The 21,320-nt window shown below is 34.2% G+C and carries 14 protein-coding genes and 1 rRNA gene; 3 read left to right on the top strand and 12 right to left on the bottom strand.

Going from position 1 to position 21,320, the window contains the following annotated elements; all coding sequences use genetic code 11:
* Positions 1-14: 14 nt before the first annotated feature.
* From BN4220_RS08435 to BN4220_RS08395, 9 genes are all read right to left on the bottom strand, one after another.
* On the bottom strand, positions 15-1,385 hold the full coding sequence (locus tag BN4220_RS08435; RefSeq protein ID WP_066715478.1) for a murein hydrolase activator EnvC family protein: 1,371 nt from the start codon (positions 1,383-1,385) through the stop codon (positions 15-17).
* Between the two features lie 90 nt (positions 1,386-1,475).
* Positions 1,476-2,387, bottom strand: a complete 912-nt coding sequence (gene ftsX / locus BN4220_RS08430; protein WP_066715477.1) for a permease-like cell division protein FtsX — start codon at positions 2,385-2,387, stop codon at positions 1,476-1,478.
* Positions 2,374-3,114 carry a cell division ATP-binding protein FtsE gene (gene ftsE, locus BN4220_RS08425; protein ID WP_066715476.1) on the bottom strand — a complete coding sequence of 247 codons (741 nt, stop codon included), beginning with the start codon at positions 3,112-3,114 and terminating at the stop codon, positions 2,374-2,376. Before ftsE ends, ftsX begins: the two co-directional genes overlap by 14 nt.
* Positions 3,115-3,256: 142 nt before the next feature.
* Positions 3,257-4,345 carry a PucR family transcriptional regulator gene (locus BN4220_RS08420; RefSeq protein ID WP_066715475.1) on the bottom strand — a complete coding sequence of 363 codons (1,089 nt, stop codon included), beginning with the start codon at positions 4,343-4,345 and terminating at the stop codon, positions 3,257-3,259.
* A gap of 351 nt (positions 4,346-4,696) precedes the next feature.
* The gene (locus tag BN4220_RS20460; RefSeq protein WP_066715474.1) at positions 4,697-11,695 is read right to left on the bottom strand and encodes a rhamnogalacturonan lyase family protein; all 6,999 of its coding nucleotides are present in this window, start codon (positions 11,693-11,695) and stop codon (positions 4,697-4,699) included.
* A gap of 260 nt (positions 11,696-11,955) precedes the next feature.
* Complete coding sequence (glp, locus tag BN4220_RS08410; protein WP_242867765.1) at positions 11,956-13,395, bottom strand: molybdopterin molybdotransferase MoeA; 1,440 nt, start codon at positions 13,393-13,395, stop codon at positions 11,956-11,958.
* A 101-nt stretch (positions 13,396-13,496) separates the two neighbouring features.
* Positions 13,497-14,183, bottom strand: coding sequence for a hypothetical protein (locus tag BN4220_RS08405; protein ID WP_066715473.1), 687 nt, complete (start codon positions 14,181-14,183; stop codon positions 13,497-13,499).
* 61 nt (positions 14,184-14,244) lie between these two features.
* Positions 14,245-16,371, bottom strand: a complete 2,127-nt coding sequence (locus tag BN4220_RS08400; protein ID WP_066715472.1) for an aldehyde ferredoxin oxidoreductase — start codon at positions 16,369-16,371, stop codon at positions 14,245-14,247.
* A gap of 14 nt (positions 16,372-16,385) precedes the next feature.
* On the bottom strand, positions 16,386-17,018 hold the full coding sequence (locus tag BN4220_RS08395) for a ferredoxin-like protein (RefSeq protein WP_066715471.1): 633 nt from the start codon (positions 17,016-17,018) through the stop codon (positions 16,386-16,388).
* 244 nt (positions 17,019-17,262) lie between these two features.
* Here BN4220_RS08395 and BN4220_RS08390 point away from each other — a divergent pair, with 244 nt between their 5' ends.
* Positions 17,263-17,457: a Sec-independent protein translocase subunit TatA/TatB gene (locus tag BN4220_RS08390; protein WP_066715470.1), complete on the top strand. Its 195-nt coding sequence runs from the start codon at positions 17,263-17,265 to the stop codon at positions 17,455-17,457.
* Between the two features lie 10 nt (positions 17,458-17,467).
* Positions 17,468-18,208: a twin-arginine translocase subunit TatC gene (gene tatC, locus BN4220_RS08385; protein ID WP_066715469.1), complete on the top strand. Its 741-nt coding sequence runs from the start codon at positions 17,468-17,470 to the stop codon at positions 18,206-18,208.
* 518 nt (positions 18,209-18,726) lie between these two features.
* On the opposite strand, the gene BN4220_RS08380 is transcribed toward tatC, so the two are convergent.
* A complete protein-coding gene (locus BN4220_RS08380) occupies positions 18,727-19,512 on the bottom strand; it encodes an FMN-binding protein (protein WP_066715468.1) in 786 nt (261 codons plus the stop codon).
* A gap of 417 nt (positions 19,513-19,929) precedes the next feature.
* Here BN4220_RS08380 and BN4220_RS08375 point away from each other — a divergent pair, with 417 nt between their 5' ends.
* Positions 19,930-20,499, top strand: a complete 570-nt coding sequence (locus tag BN4220_RS08375) for a hypothetical protein (RefSeq protein WP_242867764.1) — start codon at positions 19,930-19,932, stop codon at positions 20,497-20,499.
* A 67-nt stretch (positions 20,500-20,566) separates the two neighbouring features.
* Here the strand turns inward: BN4220_RS08375 and BN4220_RS08370 are convergent, their stop codons facing one another.
* The gene (locus BN4220_RS08370) at positions 20,567-20,875 is read right to left on the bottom strand and encodes a hypothetical protein (protein ID WP_148401717.1); all 309 of its coding nucleotides are present in this window, start codon (positions 20,873-20,875) and stop codon (positions 20,567-20,569) included.
* Between the two features lie 321 nt (positions 20,876-21,196).
* Positions 21,197-21,320: ribosomal RNA gene (locus BN4220_RS08365) — 23S ribosomal RNA — on the bottom strand; the annotation flags it as partial.

Below are 21,320 nucleotides of genomic sequence, written 5' to 3'. Positions count from 1 at the left end.
ACTATAAATTAATTTTAATAACTTATGTAGTTTAATGGATCTACGTAAACATTATCAATAGAAACACCAAAATGTAGATGAGGTCCTGTAGAAATTCCTGTAGAACCTACCAGTGCAATTACTTCTCCTTGCTTTACATACTGACCAACGGATACTAATAACTTAGAACAGTGACAATATGCAGTACGTAATCCATTTCCGTGATTAATGATGATAAAGTTTCCTGAAGATGAGCTATATTGAGCTATCTCTACGGTACCAGATAATGAGGCCACAATAGAAGCTCCCATTTCACCACCAATATCTAGGCCACGGTGATAAGTACTAGCTCCTGCGATTGGCGCTTTACGGTTACCAAAATACGTAAATATCCTTCCATCTCCCGGTAATGGCCATATCATCTTATCACTAGATGTTTCATCCTTAATTGTGGCACTGGAACTATTATTTCCATTCTGTTGGTTATTAGCAGCCTCTTGCTTTCTACGTTCCTCTTCTTGTCTTCTGCGTTCTTCCTCTTCTTTTAATTTCTTAATTTTCTCTTCTTCTATACGCTGTTGTTCTTTTACTTCTTCAATCGTATAGTTTACATCTTCAATTTGCTCATTGTAAGACAATAACATTAAATTACTTTTTTCAATAGAAGCTTCATATTTTTCTACTTCTTTATTTTTATCAGCCATTAATTGTTGCATGGTTGATTGTTCAAACTCTGCATGTTCTTCTAATGTATTAAGTTCCTCCAATTGAGCAGTTAAATAAGCTTCTTTTGTTGCAATTAACTCTTTCGTTTCTTTATAACTTTGGAACAAGTTATTATCATACTCAGATATTTTCTTGGAGTATTCTACTTGATTTAAAAAGTCTACTAAATTATTACTGCTTAATAAAGTTTCTAATAGACTAGTTCCCCCATTTTCATACATAAACTGAATACGTTTTTTCATCGTTTCATATTGATCTTCTTCCGTCTGTTTTGCATCCATTAGTTCTTTTTTTGTCTGCTCTAATTCTTCTTTATTGGTCTTTATTTCTCCTTGTAATCGCTCGATTTCTAACGTAATCGTATTTAATTCGTTATCTAGTTTCTCAATATAAGTTAATATATCCTCTTTTTCTTTTTCTAATTCAGAGATCTTTTGCTCAGTTTCTTTTTTCTTATCTTCTAATCTTTCTTTCTCTTCATTCGCCGCTTGAATTTTTTCATCATAACTAGATAATTTAATTAGATTACCAACACTACTAATCCCTAAAGATAATGCATTCGCATTAGCGCTTATTTCTTTTTCTTGCAAGCCTGTCAAACCAACTGGTAATAATAATGCTACACTAAGTGAACATAATGCCATACGATAAGTAATCTTGATTTTCTGCTTACGTTTCATCTGTTTCCTTCCTTTTGTTAATCAAATAGAATTTTCTAATCCTCTTATGCTACTTAACCTTATCCTCATTACTACCTTGATAAGGCCATATTAATTAATCTTGCGGAGTTGCTTACCAAGAGTGAAAAAGCTTCCTAAAAATCCAATTCCTACTCCGATGATAAGTGATACTGGTATCAATGTTGAAAAAATCTCATGTGTACTAATAAACTCAAAGGTACCAAAAGGGCTATTAAAACTTTCCATAATATAATTTATTATCTTATGATATAAAACATACAAAAATATTAATGGGATACTAGCACCTATCACTCCAATGATAATTCCTTCCACAATAAATGGAGCCCGTATAAAGAAATCAGTGGCACCAATTAACTTCATAATAGATATTTCCTGCTTTCGTATGGAAATCCCCATAGTTACTGTGGTACTAATTAAAAATACAGCTACTCCTAATAGTATTATGATGATTGCAGCGGAAACATAACCAACTCCCTTATTAAATCCAGAAAATAAATCTGCAATCGCCTCAGAATCATTTACTTGTCTCACACCAGGAATGGAGGAAATATATTTTACTAAAGAATCCTGCATTTCTACATCATTTAAATACACTACATAACTATTGGAATCCTTTAACGGGTTGTCGTCTCCAAAGGATGCAATTTGTTCTTCGTTTAATTTTGTGTTCTTATAATTTTCCCATGCTTCTTCTGCAGATATGTACTCACATTTAGCAACTTCTGCACGAAGCTCAATTTTATCGCCAATAGCCTTTATCTCAGCTTCCGATGTTCCCTCATCAAAAAATACGGTTACACTTACTGCTTGCTCTGCATTCTTAACTAAAAACTTAAAATTTACAAGGGCAAAATAAAATATTCCAAATAAAAATAAACATGCAGTCATTGTACCAATAGATGCTAAGCTAAACATACGATTTCTCTTTATATTTTTAACGCCTTGTTTAAAACTATAATTAATTGTACTAATTTTTGGCATGCACATAACCACCTTTTTTATCATCACTAATTAGAACACCATTTTTCATGGTAATTACTCTCTTTTGCATTGCATCTACTATCTCATGATTATGTGTCACAATTACGACTGTAGTTCCTTTTTTATTAACTTCTTCTAACAGGCGCATAATTTCCCATGAATTTTTAGGATCTAAATTTCCTGTTGGTTCATCCGCTAATAAAATAACTGGATTATTCACAAGCGCCCTTGCTAAGGCAACTCTTTGTTGTTCACCGCCTGATAATTCCTTCGGATATGATTTATGTTTCTCTGACAATCCAACAAGTGATAACATTTTTGGAGTTTGTCTTCTGATTTCCCTTGTTGGTGCCTCAATTACTCTTTGTGCAAATGCAACATTCTCAAACACAGTACGATCTGGCAACAAACGGAAGTCTTGAAATACTACGCCTATGCTTCTTCTATATTTACATACTGACCAGCGTTTTAATCTTGATAAATCCTTCCCAGCAACAAAAATCTTACCTTTGCTTGGCTTTATTTCTTTTAACATTAATTTAATTAATGTGGATTTTCCAGACCCACTACTACCTACAATAAATACAAATTCACCCTTACGTATCTCTATATTTATATTATTAATTGCATGAGTTCCTTTTTGATAATCCTTAGAAACTCCCTCAAATACGATTACTGGGGCCTCGATTTCTTCTAAGTCCTTGTCTAAATCATAAGAACCGGCCATATCTCACCAATTCCTTTCTATTATCCTTATGTACCTTATACTCTACCTCTATGTTACTTTAATTGCCTTATAACTACCAAATGCCGGCACTCCAGTTTACGTCTATAGAACCACTCGTAGAACCAAAATACCGGCAATCTTATTAATATTCCATATTTTCCATATACTTCATATACTTAACAACCATAAGGGCAATTTTAAATGTAATTGCATCTTCAAAAACACGCAAGTCAAGATTTGTACTCTTTTGGAGTTTATCTAAACGATAAACTAAAGTGTTTCTATGAATATATAATTGTCTAGAAGTCTCTGATACATTTAAGCTATTTTCAAAGAACTTGTTAATTGTAGTTAATGTTTCTTCATCAAACTCGTCTGGTGATTTACCATCGAAAATTTCACGAATAAACATTTTGCAAAGTGGCATAGGTAATTGATAAATTAAACGTCCAATACCAAGTTGATTATATGCCACAACATTACGTCCATTGTAGAAGATTTTGCCTACATCAAGCGCCATCTTAGCTTCTTTGTATGATCTGGAAACATCTTTAATCTCGTTAACAATAGTACCAAATGCAACATGAACTTTTGTCATTGCTTCTGTATTAAGCATATCAAGTATTACTTTCGCAGTCTTTATCATATCGTCATATGTTTCATTTGGTTTTAATTCTTTTACAAGAATAATATTTTTCTCATCCACTGCTGTAATAAAATCTTTTGTTTTACTTGAGAATAGGCCTCTTACAGTTTCTAAAGCATTGGTATCCTTTTCATTCTTCGTCTCAATAATAAATACTACTCGACGAACGTCAGTCTCGATATGAAGCTTTTTCGCTCTATTATAGATATCAACTAATAATAAGTTGTCTAATAAAAGATTCTTAATAAAGTTATCTTTATCGTATCTTTCTTTATAAGCAACCAATAAATTCTGTATCTGGAAGGATGCGATCTTACCTACCATGTATACATCATCACTATCACCTTTTACTAAAATTACATATTCAAGTTGATGTTCATCAAATACTTTAAAGAATTGATATCCTTGTAATACTTGACTGTCTGCTGGAGATTCAACGAATGCAAGAACTGCATTTTCATAATCATCTGCATTATTAATCGTAGAAGCTAATGATTTCCCTTCTGTATCCATAATGCAGATATCAATTCTTGTAATTGCTTTAAGACCTTCAATTGTGTTTTGAAGAATTTGATTAGATATCATAAACTGCACCAAACCTTTCTAAATGTAGTTTACCATAAATATAATTTCTACACTATGGTAAATATATTTTATCTTTATTTTATTTATTTTCATTTTTAAATACTATATCGTTTATTTTAACACTCTTTTCGTAGAAAGTAAACTAAAAACATTGTTAAATTTTTATGTTTTTCGTATATAAGTATCAATTAGGAAGAAAAAATATATAGTTTAATAACTAAACTATTGTATTTTTTAAAATATTTAAAAATTGCAAGAAAGACGTTACCATATTTTTGTCTATACGGCAACGTCTTTCTTTTATATTTCATAATTTTTTCATGAATTTATATGAAATAATAAACTACTTAATTACTCTACGGTAATATAAATTAACTGTTTTATATTAGCAGCTTTCACTTCAATACAAGCTGTCCCTTGTGATTTTGCATACACCTCAGTCATTGATTCACCTTTATTTTTACTTACTTCAACGATTCCTGGAGTTGTTGACTTCCACATTACGTTCGATTCTTTCACTCCATGAACTTTTACTATTAAGACAGCCATCTCCCCTACTTTCATTCGATCTGTGCTTTGAATGACTTCAATATTTGCTGCTTGCACAGTTACAGTAACAAGAAATTCTTTAAATGTACCATCTTTTAAGGTTACAATCGCTGTTATATTTGCAATTCCTTCACCTTTAGCTAATATTTTTCCGTTGGGATTTACCTTGGCTACAGAAGGCGCATCCGATGAATATTCAACCATTACCGGAATCTTACCTTTATGGTTTCCATTAAATGATGACACCACAACTACATTTGTAGGTAATATAATTCCAAACTCTGAATCCTTTTCATTCCCATCAATATATATTGTTTGTTCTGTTTCTGTTAATTGAATTTCATCTAAAATTGATGGTACTTCTGTTGGTTTTGGTTCTTGCGTTGGCTGTGGTGTAGCTGTTGGCTCTGGCGTTACACTTGGCTCTGGTGTCACACTTGGCTCTGGTGTCACGCTTGGTTCTGGTGTTACACTTGGCTCTGGTGCCACGCTTGGCTCTGGTGTCACGCTTGGTTCTGGGGTTACACTTGGCTCTGGCGTTACGCTTGGTTCTGGCGTTACGCTTGGCTCTGGCGTTACGCTTGGTTCTGGGGTTACGCTTGGTTCTGGGGTTACGCTTGGTTCTGGGGTTACACTTGGTGCCTCAAGCTCAACCAATGTTATCATAATCGCACACATTCTATACGTTCCAGATGGAAATACAAAGTTTAATTGTCCATCTAAGACTTTAACATTTTCATTTTTATAGATAGTATATGTATTTGCTGCATTTGAAATGGTCACATTATCTGAACCTTCAATGGAGACTTTAACATTACTACTATAAGCAGAACCAGCTACAATTTCTACTTGATACGTTCCATTTTCTAAGTCCACCTTAAACTGATTTGAAGCTGGAAGGGCAAAATCTTGATATACTTCTTTTGCTAATATACCATCGTAAGTATAAGCTTCATGTCTACCTTGGATAGGTGCTGTTAAACTATCACTATTAATATCACTAAATCCATATCCACGTTCTTTTGAATATACATAATCGCCAAATGCAGATCCGCCTTTTGGATTTACTGTAATACCAATCCATCCATCGCTAACATTTTTATCACTAATCCCAAAGTCAAAGCGATACAATGCTTCTTTCATTACATTTACTACTACTGTAACTGTTCCTGAGTAGTTCTCAACCTTTCCTATTACAGTAAATAAACCTGGCTTTGATGTGTCTATTTCTCTCCAAGTAACCAACACTGCTTTTACTTCACCATTTACATAAGTTGCGGTTACAGTTTGCGGTAAAATAGGCATTTCACCAACATAACACTCTACTGCTGCAGTTTTTTCAATACTTACGATATAGTTCTCTTTCACAACAACCTTTAAAGGTACCTCGTTAAGTAGATCGGTTTTTCCTAAAATAATATATTCACCTTTTGTATTCAAATCTAAAGACGAGATATCCCAGGTAATACTTAACACTTTATTTGTTCCATTCTTCATATAATGAGTGATTGTTTTAGGTAATTCCGGCTCCGCTCCCAATACAGTATATACTACCGCTAGTTCTTCATAGCCAATTACAATATTTTCAGCTACTTCAATGGACAAAGGAACTTTTTTATCATATCCATTAATCGTTCCGTAAATCGTATATAATCCAGCCTTTGAAATATCAAATTCAGCAAGATCCCAAGTTATAAGAATTCCCTCTATTTCATTTCCCTTTGTATCAATAACAGTTACAGAAGAAGGTAATTTCGCTTGAAAATTTTCTTCATCTTGTACAAGGTTAACCGCTAAAAGTTCCTTGACACTTGATATATCAAGTGCTGTTATGGCAGTTACTGGGTTGGATTTATAGGATGCTTTTCCGTCAACAATGGCAGCAACCTTATATGTATATTCTACATTTTGATCTAAATTCTTATCTACAAAGCTAAAACTTTCATCCACATTATCTGTTTCAATTGTACCAATGGACTCATATTCTTCGGTCTCTTTATTTAACCGATAAATTATATATCCCGTAATGTCATGCCCATAAATACCATCCGATGCTTTTGTGAAAGTAAGATGAACCGAATCTTTTGTCGTGCTCTCAACTGTTATATTCGCTGTTTTTAAGCCCTCTGTTAATAAATAGCTGGTATGTGCTGGCTGATTATATGCAACATTTTGGTTTGAAATGCCTAGACGGTATGCATGATTTTCCATAAGCGTAGGAACGCTGTAATCCGTTGCTATCGTCGTAGAGTAAATACGAATCCTACTATCATCTGCACTTGATCTAGCAATTATTTCTTCTCTCCAGTCACCAATAATATCTGCCACTAATCCTACATTACCTTTGGTACCATTGCTTGTAAATATCTCTGCACTTTCTAGCAAAGTAACAGACTCTTGAATCTCATAATCCCATTTCGTAATATTGGTACTTACCGGATAATAATTTGTACCAGAGCTGTTAAATGTATGATCTTGAAGTTCGCTTAATAAATCACCATCCCATAAAATACTAAAATTTATACTTGGTGTCTTTTGAGATAGTAATAATGGTTTATCAAATGTAGATAAAGATGAATATAATCCTCCATTTGTTCCATTCCACTCAGAGTTCGACCAAAATTCTGCACCTTCTGCGGTAGGATCTACATCGGCTGCAAGCCCACGACCTGTATCAACTCCTGTAAAATAACCATATATAATTTCTCCTGTTTCGGCATCACGAATTTCTACCTGATATTTTGCGTCCTTATGTTCATGGACAGAAAAAATTTCAAGTCCTTCTCTAGAAGGAATGATATCAAACCCATGCATTGCATCACCATGACCAAGACCTGTGCTATATTTCACTGTTCCATCATCATCAATCACTAGTGCTCCATAAACGATTTCGTCTTTTCCATCGTTATCAATATCGTTTGTGTACAAGGAGTGGTTTCCCTGTGCTTCGTATTGTTTTCCAGCAATATCAGAATCAAATGCCCATCTTTCTACTAATTTCCCATCCACAAAATCATAAGCAGTTAAACAAGTTCTTGTATAATAACCACGGCAAAATACAACACTTGGATGCTCACCATCAAGGTATGCAACCGTGGATAAGAAACGATCTACACGGTTCCCATATCCATCCCCCCAAGAAGAAACATTTCCTCTTGCTGGTTTGTAATCAATGGTATCAATGGCTGCACCTGTTTTACCGTTAAATACAGTTAAGAATTCTGGCCCATTTAAAACATAACCAGACGTATTGCGATAATCTACATTAGAAGCTCCGATTACGGTACCAGTACCATCAATTGTACCATCAGCAGTTTTACATACTACTTCTGCAATTCCATCACCATCCAAATCCCAAACTTGAAATTGTGTATAGTGAGCACCAGATCGTATATTAATACCTAAATCGATTCTCCACATTTTAGATGCTTCACCTGTATTATAATTAATATCATAAGCATCTAAAATAGTAGTTCCAGTATAGCCAGACTTTGAATTGTCTTGAGCATTTGATGGATACCATTTTACAATTAGTTCGTACTTCCCATCTCCATCCAAATCAGCAACCGACATATCATTTGCAGTATAATTGCATGTGGAACCATCTGGCATTACTTGATCTTCTGGTTTGTCTAACTGAAATTCAATGTATTGATTCTGCCAAGTTGCTACTGTTTCTGAGTTTATGCCAAGACTATCATCTGTACTTCCAACTACTTTGTACGTATCACTTTCACTACCTTGTGTATCAAGGTAATTCGTAACGGTAAGCCCCTTAACTAATATTTCTCCATTCTTATATAAAGTAAAGGTTATATCTTTTGAATCGTTTTCAAATAATCTCCAACTTAAATAGACCCCTGAATCCCCGGAAGATACTCTGGTACCTTCTTTTCCGTTCTCATCAACACCAACACCTTTATCTCCCGATAAATTTATAGCAACTAATGCGCGGTCTGCTAATGTTTCTGCCTTTACCATAGTTCTTTCAGAAGTAATTGGTGTCATTAGAGCCTCTGATAAGACTTCTTGTGCACCTCTACTACTAACAGATTGTACCTTATAATACCAATTGATCGTTGGTTTCACTGTAGTATCTGTATAAGAATTCTCTTTTGTTTCTCCAATCTTTTGAAAACCTGTGAAACCTTTATCCCCCTCTGCTTTATCCGAGCGATATACAATATATTTGATTGCATTCTTAGATTCATCCCAAGTAAATTCAATATGATTATCTTCTACAGTAGCATATTTTAAATTTACAGGTGTTTCAGGGTACTCAGCGTTAACATCATACATCTCTATTGTAATGACATTACTCTTTGCTGATTCACTTTCATCTGCAAATACTGCTGTAACATAATATTCATATACTTCACCTAGCATTGCTGTAAAAGGTAATGTTGTTTCATTTTCTTTTTCTTCTGTTGTAATTGTTTTGATTCTTGTATATGAAAGGTCCGATTGTCCTTTTTGATATACATGGTAAGCAATGGCTCCATCAACATCACGCCAGTTTAATAAAAAGTTTGCTTGCTCGCCTTCAAATGTAAGCTCCTGATATAACAATCCAGTTGGTGCTAATGAAATTGGGGTTATTTCTAGACCATTAATATATGGATTTGTTCCACCGATGCCTATATTTAATTGACCATCTTCTACACGAACCTTAGCGCTTACTGTGGCTGCTGCCTGCTTTGTAGAAATGCCGCCAATGGAAGCACCTTCGGCTGTATAGGATGCTTTTATCGTACTTGTTCCAGGTAATAAATCACAAGCAGTGATAGTTATTTCATAATCTCCATTTGGTAAATCAACTGCAAATTCACCTTCACCAAGACAGAAATCATCCGTCATTGCATTAGAATCTTGATTTCCGTTATTTGCTCGATTTCTTCCATTTCCCGGAGCTTTTAAAAATCCATAACCTACTTCTTTGTTATAAAGCTGTTTGCATGTTACCTGTGTCCATCCTTCTAATGTTGGATTGGAAGCATCCAAACAAAAATCATATTTATAAAGAGCAGATTTCATCGTAACAACTAGCTTTTCTGATTTATTACCAACACCTAATTCATTAAAGCCTGCTACTGCATACACATATGTATTTCCACCTACACAATTTGCATCTGTAAATTTCGTAGAAGCACTCACAGAATATTTATCTACACCATCAAATGAAATATCCTCCTGCGATTGGCCGGCTTCTAGCTTAACACGATAAATATAATAAAGTTCAGCATCTTCTACTACATCCCATTTCATAGATACGCTGGTTGCTCCCACTGTCACTTCTTCAAGTCCAGTTGGAATACTTGGTACTGTTTCAAATGCTGGTTCTAAATCAAGAAGAGTCTTTAAGTTATCTAGCTGACTGTCCTTTTCATACTCATTAATTAAATTAGCTACACATTGTGCAAATTTATAGGCTCCATAATATTGAAGATGCGTTGAATCCGATACACCTCCAGCGTAAGCACCTGTATAATCTCCTGCATTTAACCATAAGAATAACGCCTTACTACCTTCTGCGCCAAACTTATTACATAATTCAATACTAGCAGAAGTTAAGTCTAGTAATGCTACATTCTGCTCCTTTTCTATCTTAAGCATGACTTGGCGATATGCTTCAAAGTCACTCTTAAAGCTAGCAACGCCATTCGCCTCTGTATAACTTCTTCTTGCAACAGGAGTCACAAGAACACAGGTTGCACCTCGTTGTGTCACACCATCAATATAATACTGAAGATATTTTTCAAATTCAGTGCTGGCAACATAACGATTTGGTCTCGATGCAGTAGCATCATTATGTCCCCATTGTACTAACACATAATCTCCAGGTTTCACATCCTCTAATAAATCATCTAGCTTTCCTTCTTCTATAAAAGACTTAGAGCTTCTACCACCAATGGCTCTATTTTCGATAATAACAGAAGATGTTTCGTATGTCTGAGCCTGACTATAATTACAATTTTTATTTTCATACTCTAAGACATTCTCATTGCCCGTGAAGAAATTATAAAATACTTGTCCCCACCCAGTCTGAGGATAATAATATTCATCATAAGTCTGAACCGTTGAGTCAGATGCAATAAAAACGGTTGGTTTTTCGCCTGCAACTCTCACTTGCTTTTCAATTGTAACCTTACTTACATAGACAGATGACTGTACTGCACTAGCTTCTGTTGTAGCAGTACTAGACGCTAGGAATTTTAAATTTAATGTCCCATCTACTAAGCAAGCAGTGTAACTTTTTGTTACGCTCATCCCCGCTTCAATACTAATCCCTGATACCTTTGTAATGTCTTCCGCCTCTAAATTAACATTGACCACACCATTGGTTGGGTTTACTAACTCTACACTAACCGTATAATCCGCAGGCTCTAAATCAACATCAAAGGTGGATGTGTTTTCATAGGTATACACACCATATCCAGAACTTTCTGTTTCCGTCCATACCTTACTTGCTACCTCTACATACTCCTGAGAATCACTGATATAGCGACTGTCACCCGCAGTGATAACTGGTTTTCTCTCATAATAAACGCCATTGCTCCAACCAAGGGCCTCATCTTTAAATTCAATTGTACTAAATCCATAACCATTCTCTTTTGTATAGAGATCACTTTTATCTACCTTGGTATAACCGTCTAATTCTGTTGTTCCAAAATTAAACCTTAATGAGTTCGAACTTTTGTTTTGTGCTAAAACTACTGTGTTTGTGCTCATACCTACACTCCCCATAAGCATTGACGTAGATAATGCGAATGCTAGAAACTTACTTAGAAAACCTTTCTTCATCTTACCTTCCCCTTCCTAAAAAAATTATATTTTTATAATAAATATACATAACACCCCAAGTTACATATATTAATTATCCATTACAATAATTTTCGGATTTTATGAAGTCTATAAATTAAAGTAAAATATCATATTGTCATCACAAGTATATATTAATTTCAATTTTTTTACTTTCAATTTTACACTGTTTTCTATGCAGTTTCGCTCCTAGAACATAGTAGTTTATTACTACAAGTAACCAAAAAGTCCCTCTTTCCCTATTACAATAGTAGGATGTCCACCTGACTCCCCTTTTGTAGCATATTACTTCCTGCAGGAATATCAATTAAGCAATTACAATCTTGCATGGAAGATAAAATTCCTGAAGAATGTTTACCTAAACATGGAATCGTTACGAATCCATTCTCAACTTTAGCTCGCAAAAATCTTCTATCCTTACTTTTCTTCTTAAATTCATCCTTTAGGATTGCAACACTTTTGCAGCTAACTAATGTGGAATCATGACAGATTTTTGAAAGGTATGGCCTAACGAGCAATTCAAACGTGGTTGCCGCTGCAAATGGATTTCCGGACAAGTGGAACATAGGTTTATCCTGATACATTGAAAACATTGCAGGTGTCCCAGGTTTTAATTTAACCTTCCAGAATAATCTTTTCGCTCCCATAATTGTTATTACTTCATGAAAAATGTCCATATCTCCAACGGAGACTCCTCCTGTGGTTATAACAAAATCGACTTCTAAGAGTGAATCTTTCAGTGCTTTTGCTGTTGCATTCACATCATCTGGTAAAAAGTTTACTATGATAGGCTCAATCCCTAACTCACAGAGGCGAGCATATAGGAGATGTAGGTTTGAATCGTATATTTTACCTGGCATAAGCTTATCACCAGGCATAATTAATTCATTTCCGGTAACAAAAACTGCTACCTTAGCCTTGCGATAAACCTTTATCTTATTAATACCTACAGATGCTAGTATCCCCTGCTCAATAAAGCTTAACTTTTTACCAGAAGATAAAATCTGCTGCCCTTTTTCTACATCTTCCCCCTGAAAGCAATAGTTCTCATGATGCTTTAATTCTTTCCTTACCAATATAGTTGGATATGCTAATTCATTTTCTTCTTCCTCAATATCTTCAATTCGTATTACACAATCTGCCCCTTTGGGTATCGGTGCACCTGTCATAATCCGAATTGCCTGGCCTTGTTTTAATTCTGTTTCTATGTATTCCCCTGCATATACCTTATCAATTACGGTTAGCTTAATAGTTCTTGTCATTGATGCCCCTTCTATATCTTTTGAACAAAGGGCAAATCCATCTAGTGGCGAACGATCAAAAGGAGGATTATTAATAAGAGAATAGATATCTTCAGCTAAAATTCTACCATTTCCTTGAAGCACTGGTATTTCTTCTGTAGACTCTATCTCTTTACAGTTTGATAAAATAATATCTATTGCTTGTTCTAACTCTATTCCGACATGTTCCATATCTATATGGTTCGTATTAGAATGGTTCGTATTGAAATTGTCCGTATTAGAATATTCCATATTTTGATAATCCGTTCTAGAAGAATCCATATTTAGATAATCCGTTTTAGAAGAAACCATATTTAGATAATCCATATTAGAAGATTCCTTACTTAAGGGCCCCTTAGTTACATGTATCGTATTTAACTGCTCCATACTTAAGTGTTCCATACCTTAATGTTTCCTCCTATACAATTCTAAGTTAATTATTCCATGCAAGAAGCGGCTGCCGCAAATTCTCTTGCGACAGCCGCAATTTTATTTTCTTATTCTTAATCCATGAAATCTTCTTCTTTTGCTAGCGCAGTGGCATATCTTAAAGACATATACTTTGTAGAAAAAAGATAATCTTTGCTTCTATTATTCGTAAACCGGCTGATATCGCTATACTCCTCAACATGATAGATTTGATCGATTGCTCTTTCAATCTGAGGTTTCGTTGCATAATAAGGATGCCTTTCAAAATAAGAAAGTGGGGTAGGATAAGTCGAGCAATTAAAACGAACCATTTCAACAATTGTCGCTGATAAATCCTTGTCTTCAATTAACGAAGAAATCATTGCATAATTATCGCTCATATTTAATGAAGAGTAAAAGTACCTGTCTTTCTTACCATCTTTATATGCAATATCCTGACAAGTATCATCCGCCTGAATTTCTACTAAAAGTTGATCTACATTTTCTATTTCTTTTTTAAGATTAGAATACCCGGTAAGATAGGCCCCTGCCGATCTAGTACGGATATATTCAGCTAATTTTCTAGCCTCCGTCATTTCTTCTTTCTTTTCCTGTTCTTCGGATGATTCCTCTGCAAATTCATCTTCCACATCCGGTAATGATACAAGATATTCCAACAGATCTGTTTTTTCCTTGGTCGCAGATTCCTCGGCCATACTTTTCACGGTACTAAGCTCTTCTTCTATCTGTACAAATCCTGGTTTCCTTCTTCCAAATAACATTGAATCCTCCATGCATCTATAAGCTAAGTCAAAACATTCTATCACCTAATATAGGAATGAATTACCGTGGTAGAATTCCCCTAGCACTTAAGTCATCCGCCATATCACCTAACCCGAATTTTTCAAGGGTTGCTCTGGTAGGTATGCCTGTTTTGATATCCCAGCCCATTTCTTCATAAAACATATCTTTTGCTAGTTCCATATCTTCACGGTCCATCTTATAAGTTCCTTCTTCAAAGGCTTTAAAATCTGGATCTTGTTCAAAAACCCATTCAGGAATTGCATCATGTGTATCACGTAAACTTGATTCACCACAGTTAATCTTAAACGATATTGCAGTCATCACACGCAACATTTGAGAGATACGTTCACAATCAAATTCCAAACTTTCTCTAGTATAATTCACCCCAGTAACCACTGACATAAAATTAGCTTCTAAATCTAAATCACCAACATAATTTCTCTTCTTTGATGGTGATTGTGTCATAGGCCACATCCAATTACAAAGGGTTGCACTGTCATGAAAATTCTTACCAATAAATGCCCATTTAGCTACTTTTGCTTTATTACGATTCATAGGAGTGTAGGCCTTTGCTCTATCGTAGCATCCTTTTCCAAAGAACCCTTCCATTGTAGCCTTAGTAACTTCATAAGGTGCACCTGAATTCTCAACATTCGTCAAATGATGAATCATACAATCACGATTGTACATTAAGTTAAATAATAGTCCAATTTGACCGGAATCTTCATTTGCATGATGTTTTGGATATCCGTTATATGTAATATTCGTATTATTGGAATCAATTCTATCATAGAACTCTTTTCCTAGATTCCACTTTTCTACCATAGCTAAGGTACCTTCACCAATGGTTGCTAGCTCCCCTTCTTTGTATGCAATGCGTCGCATAATCTCTACTGCCCAACGTGGGTCACCACTCTTTTCCCATTCCCATGGTAAACTATCGTATTCTGCTTTTGGTAGAACTTCCTTTATCTTACCTGAAGTACAAAGCCAGTTAAAATCTCGCTCAAGATTTGCATAATTACACCAAAGTCCCAAATCATCCTGTGCATGAGAAGCAGCTCCACTTAATACAAGTCTAGCATCTCCTTCATATTTAAAATCCTTAACACCATCTGGATACCACATAAATCCATATAAAATAGGTACACAGGTATTGGATACCATCGTTGGCAAATCGAAATCTGCAAGTGGATCCATATCATACTGAGTATAACAGCGGATTGGACAAGAGGAACATCCCCCTTGCTTTATAATGTAGTTTGATGCTACTTCACCATGATCAAATACACCTTTTAGACAACGGTATGCAATTTTGTTATTGTCATCATATGGTTGTTCCCCTGTATCAATAGCACCTCCGTCTGCTTTTTCCCATCTACGCCCTGGAGCACCTGACCAACGGTTCTTTCCACTCACGGCGGAATATTCTGCCCAACTTTGTGGAACAGCTGGAACATTGTGATTATTATTTCCTCCAATGAGTTCCGTTAACATGTATTTATTTAGTTCTAGTAATTTCTTAGAATCAGCAACCTTTACAGAGCCAGTTCCACGAATTGCTATCCCTTTTAATTTTTTACTTCCCATAACAGCGCCAATACCACCACCGCCAGAGTTACCAAATGATGTGTTTATGGTTGAATAATTAACGAGGTTTTCGCCCGCAGGTCCAATTGCAGCTGTTTCAAATTCCCCTCCATTTTCTTCTGTTAAAATTCTATTTGCTTCAAAGGTTCCCTTCCCCCATATGTGAGAAGCATCCTCAATACTTACGTTATCATCATCGATACGTAAATACACTGGAGTTAATGACTTACCTTCTACAATAACCGCATCATATCCTGCATATTTTAAACGAGGTCCTATATGACCTCCCATATGTGCATCAATAATTGAATACCCCTTTGACCAAGAGGATAATAAAGATATATTCATTCTACCAGAGCATGGTACACCAGACCCTGTTAACGGCCCAACTGCCATGACAAATTTAGAGCCATGATCATAAGGTTTTGTTGATAAAGGCACCTCATTATAAATAATTCTATATCCTATCCCCATTCCACCAATATAATCTTTGTATTTCCCCGTATCTTCCGTGGAAATATTACCTGTAGTCAAGTTTACACGTAGTATCTTGCCAGCCCATCCATATGTAGCCATCCCGTTCCCCCTCCTTATACAACTTTCTGTGCTGCTGCAGTTATTTCATCCCAAGGTACGATTTGCAATGCTCCTGAAGGGCATCCCTTAGCGCACTCTCCGCATGCGATACATTTACTTGATTTCCCGGTTTCTTTATTAACGGTAGGCATATGCCATGGACAGGCCTCTACACAAGCCCCACATCCAATGCATTTCCCTTCGTCTACAGTTCGTATTCCCAGGGAGTTCGTAACGATTGCATCTTTCGGACAGGCATTTCCACAGGCTGGATCCTTACACTGTCTACAGGTATCTGGATAATATGTAAAATTACGATTATACATTCCCTCTTTCCCATGGATATGTAGATTACGGCTTACTTTTACCCTGGAAATATAGGTAGATGCTTCTCCATCATTTACTAATGTACAGTTAATTTCACACCTCTCGCATCCTGTACATTTTGCTGTATTCACTACTAAAAGACCTTGTGCTATCGCCCAAACAGAAACTTGCTGATCTTCGATTTCCTGCATAGAGCATCCAAATAGTGAAAGAAGTGTAGCTGAAACTGTTAATCCTACTAGAGATTTTCCAGAAATTTTTAAGAATTGCCTTCTAGTCATTTGTTTATCAAGAAAGCTTTCTTTAATCTCAGTTGACATAGTAATCCCCCCTATTCATTAATTTTAAGATTGCTAATATTTTAACATATAAAGATATAATAATTTCAATTAATTTACAATGATTCACTTTCATTGTATCTTGTATTGGTATAATCCGTCAATACATTTGTTAATATTTGTTATACTTTTGTTGATTTTTACATTTCTATAGTGTATAATTTTTAACATATAGTTTCAATAATTGTAGTTTATTGGTTATCATATTAAAAGAAAAGAGGTATTTATGGGAAGAATAGGAGCCTTTGAGTTAATTCTAATTCTGTGCATCGCATTAGTTGTTTTTGGACCAAGCAAGTTACCACAAATTGGACATTCTCTAGGTGAGGCAATCAAAGAATTTAGAAAGGGTACCTCCGATATTAGAAGTGAGATGAATAATTTAACAGAGGAACCAAAAGATAATACTAAAAATTCATAAGGTGGATACTATGGATTCTACTAAAAAAACGAGTACATTAGTTGGTCATCTAGCAGAACTTAGAAAGAGATTAATCATAATATTTTTAGTAAATATTATTGGAGCCTTTATCTGCTTTCAATATATGGATGTATTGATACAATACATATTCAATCTAAATCCAGGAATGAAACTGATTTATTTAACTCCTTCTGAGTTATTCATGGTATATGTAAAACTTGCATTTACCTGTGCTTTCGTACTATGTTCTCCAATCACAATTTATCAAGTATGGATCTTTATCGCACAAGGTTTATATGTAAAAGAGAGAAAATATGTACTTTTCTCACTCTTTTTTGGATTTTTTTTCTTTATTATAGGTGTAGTGTTTGGTTATAATATTGCCCTACCAACTACCTTGAAATTTTTCATGAAATATTCATCTAATTTAGTAACAGCCACAATATCCATTGATAGCTTTGTATCCTTTTGTAATGCAATGTTACTATCCTTTGGAGTAGTATTTGAAATGCCAATTTTGGTATATCTCTTATCACAAATCGGTATTTTAAAGCCTGCATTTATGAAACGTAGTCATGGTGTTTTAATCCTAATTATCTTTATCATCGCAGCTATTATTACTCCACCTGATGTCGTATCACAAGTTTTACTAGCTATTCCAATGGTAATATTATTAGAACTTAGTATAGGAATATGTTATATGGTTGATAAAAATAAGAAAAAAGAGAAACTTTCTAATAAAAAAGCGTAAATGTACATAAAAACAGGGCTGCCTTAAAACGCAAATCATGTGTGATTCACCGTTTATCTAAGTAGAATTTTCGTAATCACATATATACGCTTCTTATGGCATCCCTTTTTATTTCAGTTAATTTGATCTTTAACATTTATTCTTTATTATTTTTCTTTTCATTTAATATTAGCCATTTGCTATTTGTCATTTATTTTATATAATTTACTCTTTGTTATTTTATATAATTTGCTCTTTCTCATCTGCTGCTCTTTGATAGTTATTTTGTATCATTTTTTCTTTAATACCTATTCTGTTTCATTCTCCTTAGACATCTTTTCTTTGTCTCTTATTTCCGTCACTTGTTCTTTCTCATTTATTCTTTGATACCCATTCTGTTTCATTTTACCTCAGCAATTTTCCTTTGTTACTTATTATATGTCATTTGTATTATTATTTATTTTTTGATACTTACTCTGTGCCACTTATTCTTAGTTTTTTGTTCTCAATCATTTATTTTTTATTATTTCTTTAATAGACTATTTAATTATATTTTCCTCTAAAAAGAAATAAGCGTTATTAACAATCGTTGCAACCGCCTTTGAAGAAACCGTGGCACCTGAAATAGCGTCCACTGACATTGCATCTATGTATTCACTCTCCACTTTCGCTTCGCAAAAGCTAACCAATAAATTTGCTTTTTCTAGTTCAATACTAGCCCTCTCTTCTGGTAATAGATCTACGATTGCAGTATCAAGTTGCTCACCATTCACTGCGCTTGTTAGCAATCCAGCATCATATAAATTACGAAAAGCATTTGCTTCGGCAGAAGAGTCATTCGAATTCCATTCTAAGGAGTTATGTTTCTTATCCTCTGATTTATTGGAATCATCGACTAAGTTATTACTACCTCCAGTAGGTGACAATATTTCTAAGTCAGCAACTTTAATAGGAGCATTCATTTCATTAAATTCAGTTAAAAATTCAGGCGTTTCAATTTTACTTCCTATATCCACCGTTTCATCTTGAGAGATAATCTCTAAATCTAGTATTTTTTCGCCAGTATGATCAAAGGTAATTGCAGCTACTATATCACTTTTAAATCCTTTTGCCACTCCATGAACAACATAGCTTCCATCCTTCTTTTCGTATAAATCTGTCACTTGATAAAGCTCGGCATTTTTACTGGCAATTTCAACAGACGTCCCATTTGCTGCACGAACTTCACTTCTTATCTTTTCACCACCCGCAATTACACCTATCGATAATAAAAATAAAACGATTCCTGCAATTATCTGATCATAGTTATTCTTTTTTCTTCTCATAATTTCACTCCTATATTTTTTTGAAATACCAATATTGATAAACCACTCTTTAAACATATTTGTTAATAAATTAACATTTAAACTTATGATTTATCAAATCCTCCCTATTACTTTAGTCTTTATAAATATAATAATGTATCAATTATATCAAATTTAGAAAGTTATGTAAATATTTACTTTCTTTTCCCTTATATTTTATATATTAAAGGAAACTGTATTTCAAATTTAACATAAAGCACTTTATATTGTAAATTTTTTCATGCAATGTTATAATCAAAATTATATTACCTAGTGAAGAATGAACAAAGTTATACGTTAATATAAGAATAAGTAGAAAGGTTTGCCATCGATTGATTAATAAATTAATATGGCTATATCACATACGTTCATTAATATGTGATATGTATGGGGATGAATATGAAAACACATAATCTTATAGATTGTAATAGAATGATCTTAATTGGTGCAACGGGTAGAAATAGTGGAAAAACAACCTTAGCAACTAATATAATTAAAGCATATAGTGATAAAGTGCCTATTATAGCGTTTAAATTTATTGTTATTAATGATAATAAAGATATTTGCCCTAGAGGTGGAGAAGGTTGTGGAATCTGTAACAGTCTTAAGAGCACTTTTGATATTACTGAAGAATTAAATGAGGGCAATAAAGATACAATGCTCCTAAAAAGAGCAGGCGCAATCAAGGTCTATCTAATACGTTCATTAAAAGAGCATTTAATTGAAGCACTTAAAAAAGCACTAACTTATGTTCCATCCAACGCACTTATCCTATGTGAATCCAATAGCCTACGTCACGTTGTAAAGCCCACTTATTTCATTATGATCAAAAGTGATGAATCAAGCGAAATAAAACCTTCTGCAAAATCTGTAATTGAATATGCTGATGTCATTTTAGAAAAGAATTATAAAGAATTTTCTGATTTTGTACATAAACTTCCCCAAATAATCCCAGAATTAAATGGTTAATAATAAGAAAAGCTGTAAATTTGCAGTAGCGTTTGCATTTTTACAGCTTTGATAATTAACTCAATTGTTAAATTCGATTCCCTGATACTCTTATCTTTCCAAAGTTTGTATCGGCTTCCCCTGTTAATTGATCACCTACAATAGTCCCATGAAATACTATTTTAACTTTCATCAGCATTTTTCTTGCCTCTAATTTAAAATCAAAGTTATTGCCATCGACTGTTCCTTTAATATCTTGTTGCATCCCCATCATTTCTAACGTTCCAGTAAAAGCATCTTTTGATGTTATTATAGATAACATCCCACTTTGTTCTCCCATTGGTGTTGACAGGCTTAATTTATATTTTCCATCCACTGTGTTATACCTCCAAGACATAATTAAATCTCTTTTTATTTAATATATGTCAAGTTGCAGTGAACATATGACAATTTACTAATGAAAGCATAATGATGAGAAAAAGCGCTATGACCTGATTTCAAGAATAATAACCTACCGTGAAAGACTTTATTAGCCCTTGTGCACAGACTCAATCTCCAAGGGATGTTCTTTTCACTTACAAGTACAACTAACAATTATAAATAAAAAAAGAAACCACATTTCTGTAGTTTCTAAAATCTCATTTTATACATATTTTCAATTCTATATACACTCAAAACTTCACACTGATTTCATCCATCTGTTTTTAAACAAACTTTTTAGGTTAAGCCCTCGACCTATTAGTATTAGTCAGCTACACACGTTACCGTGCTTCCACCTCTAACCTATCTACCTAATCGTCTTTTAGGGGTCTTACTAGCTTTTGCTATGGGATATCTTATCT

The sequence above is a fragment of the Clostridium sp. Marseille-P299 genome (assembly GCF_900078195.1).
Lineage (GTDB): Bacteria > Bacillota > Clostridia > Lachnospirales > Lachnospiraceae > Lachnoclostridium.
This window is presented reverse-complemented; position numbering and strand designations above follow the sequence as displayed.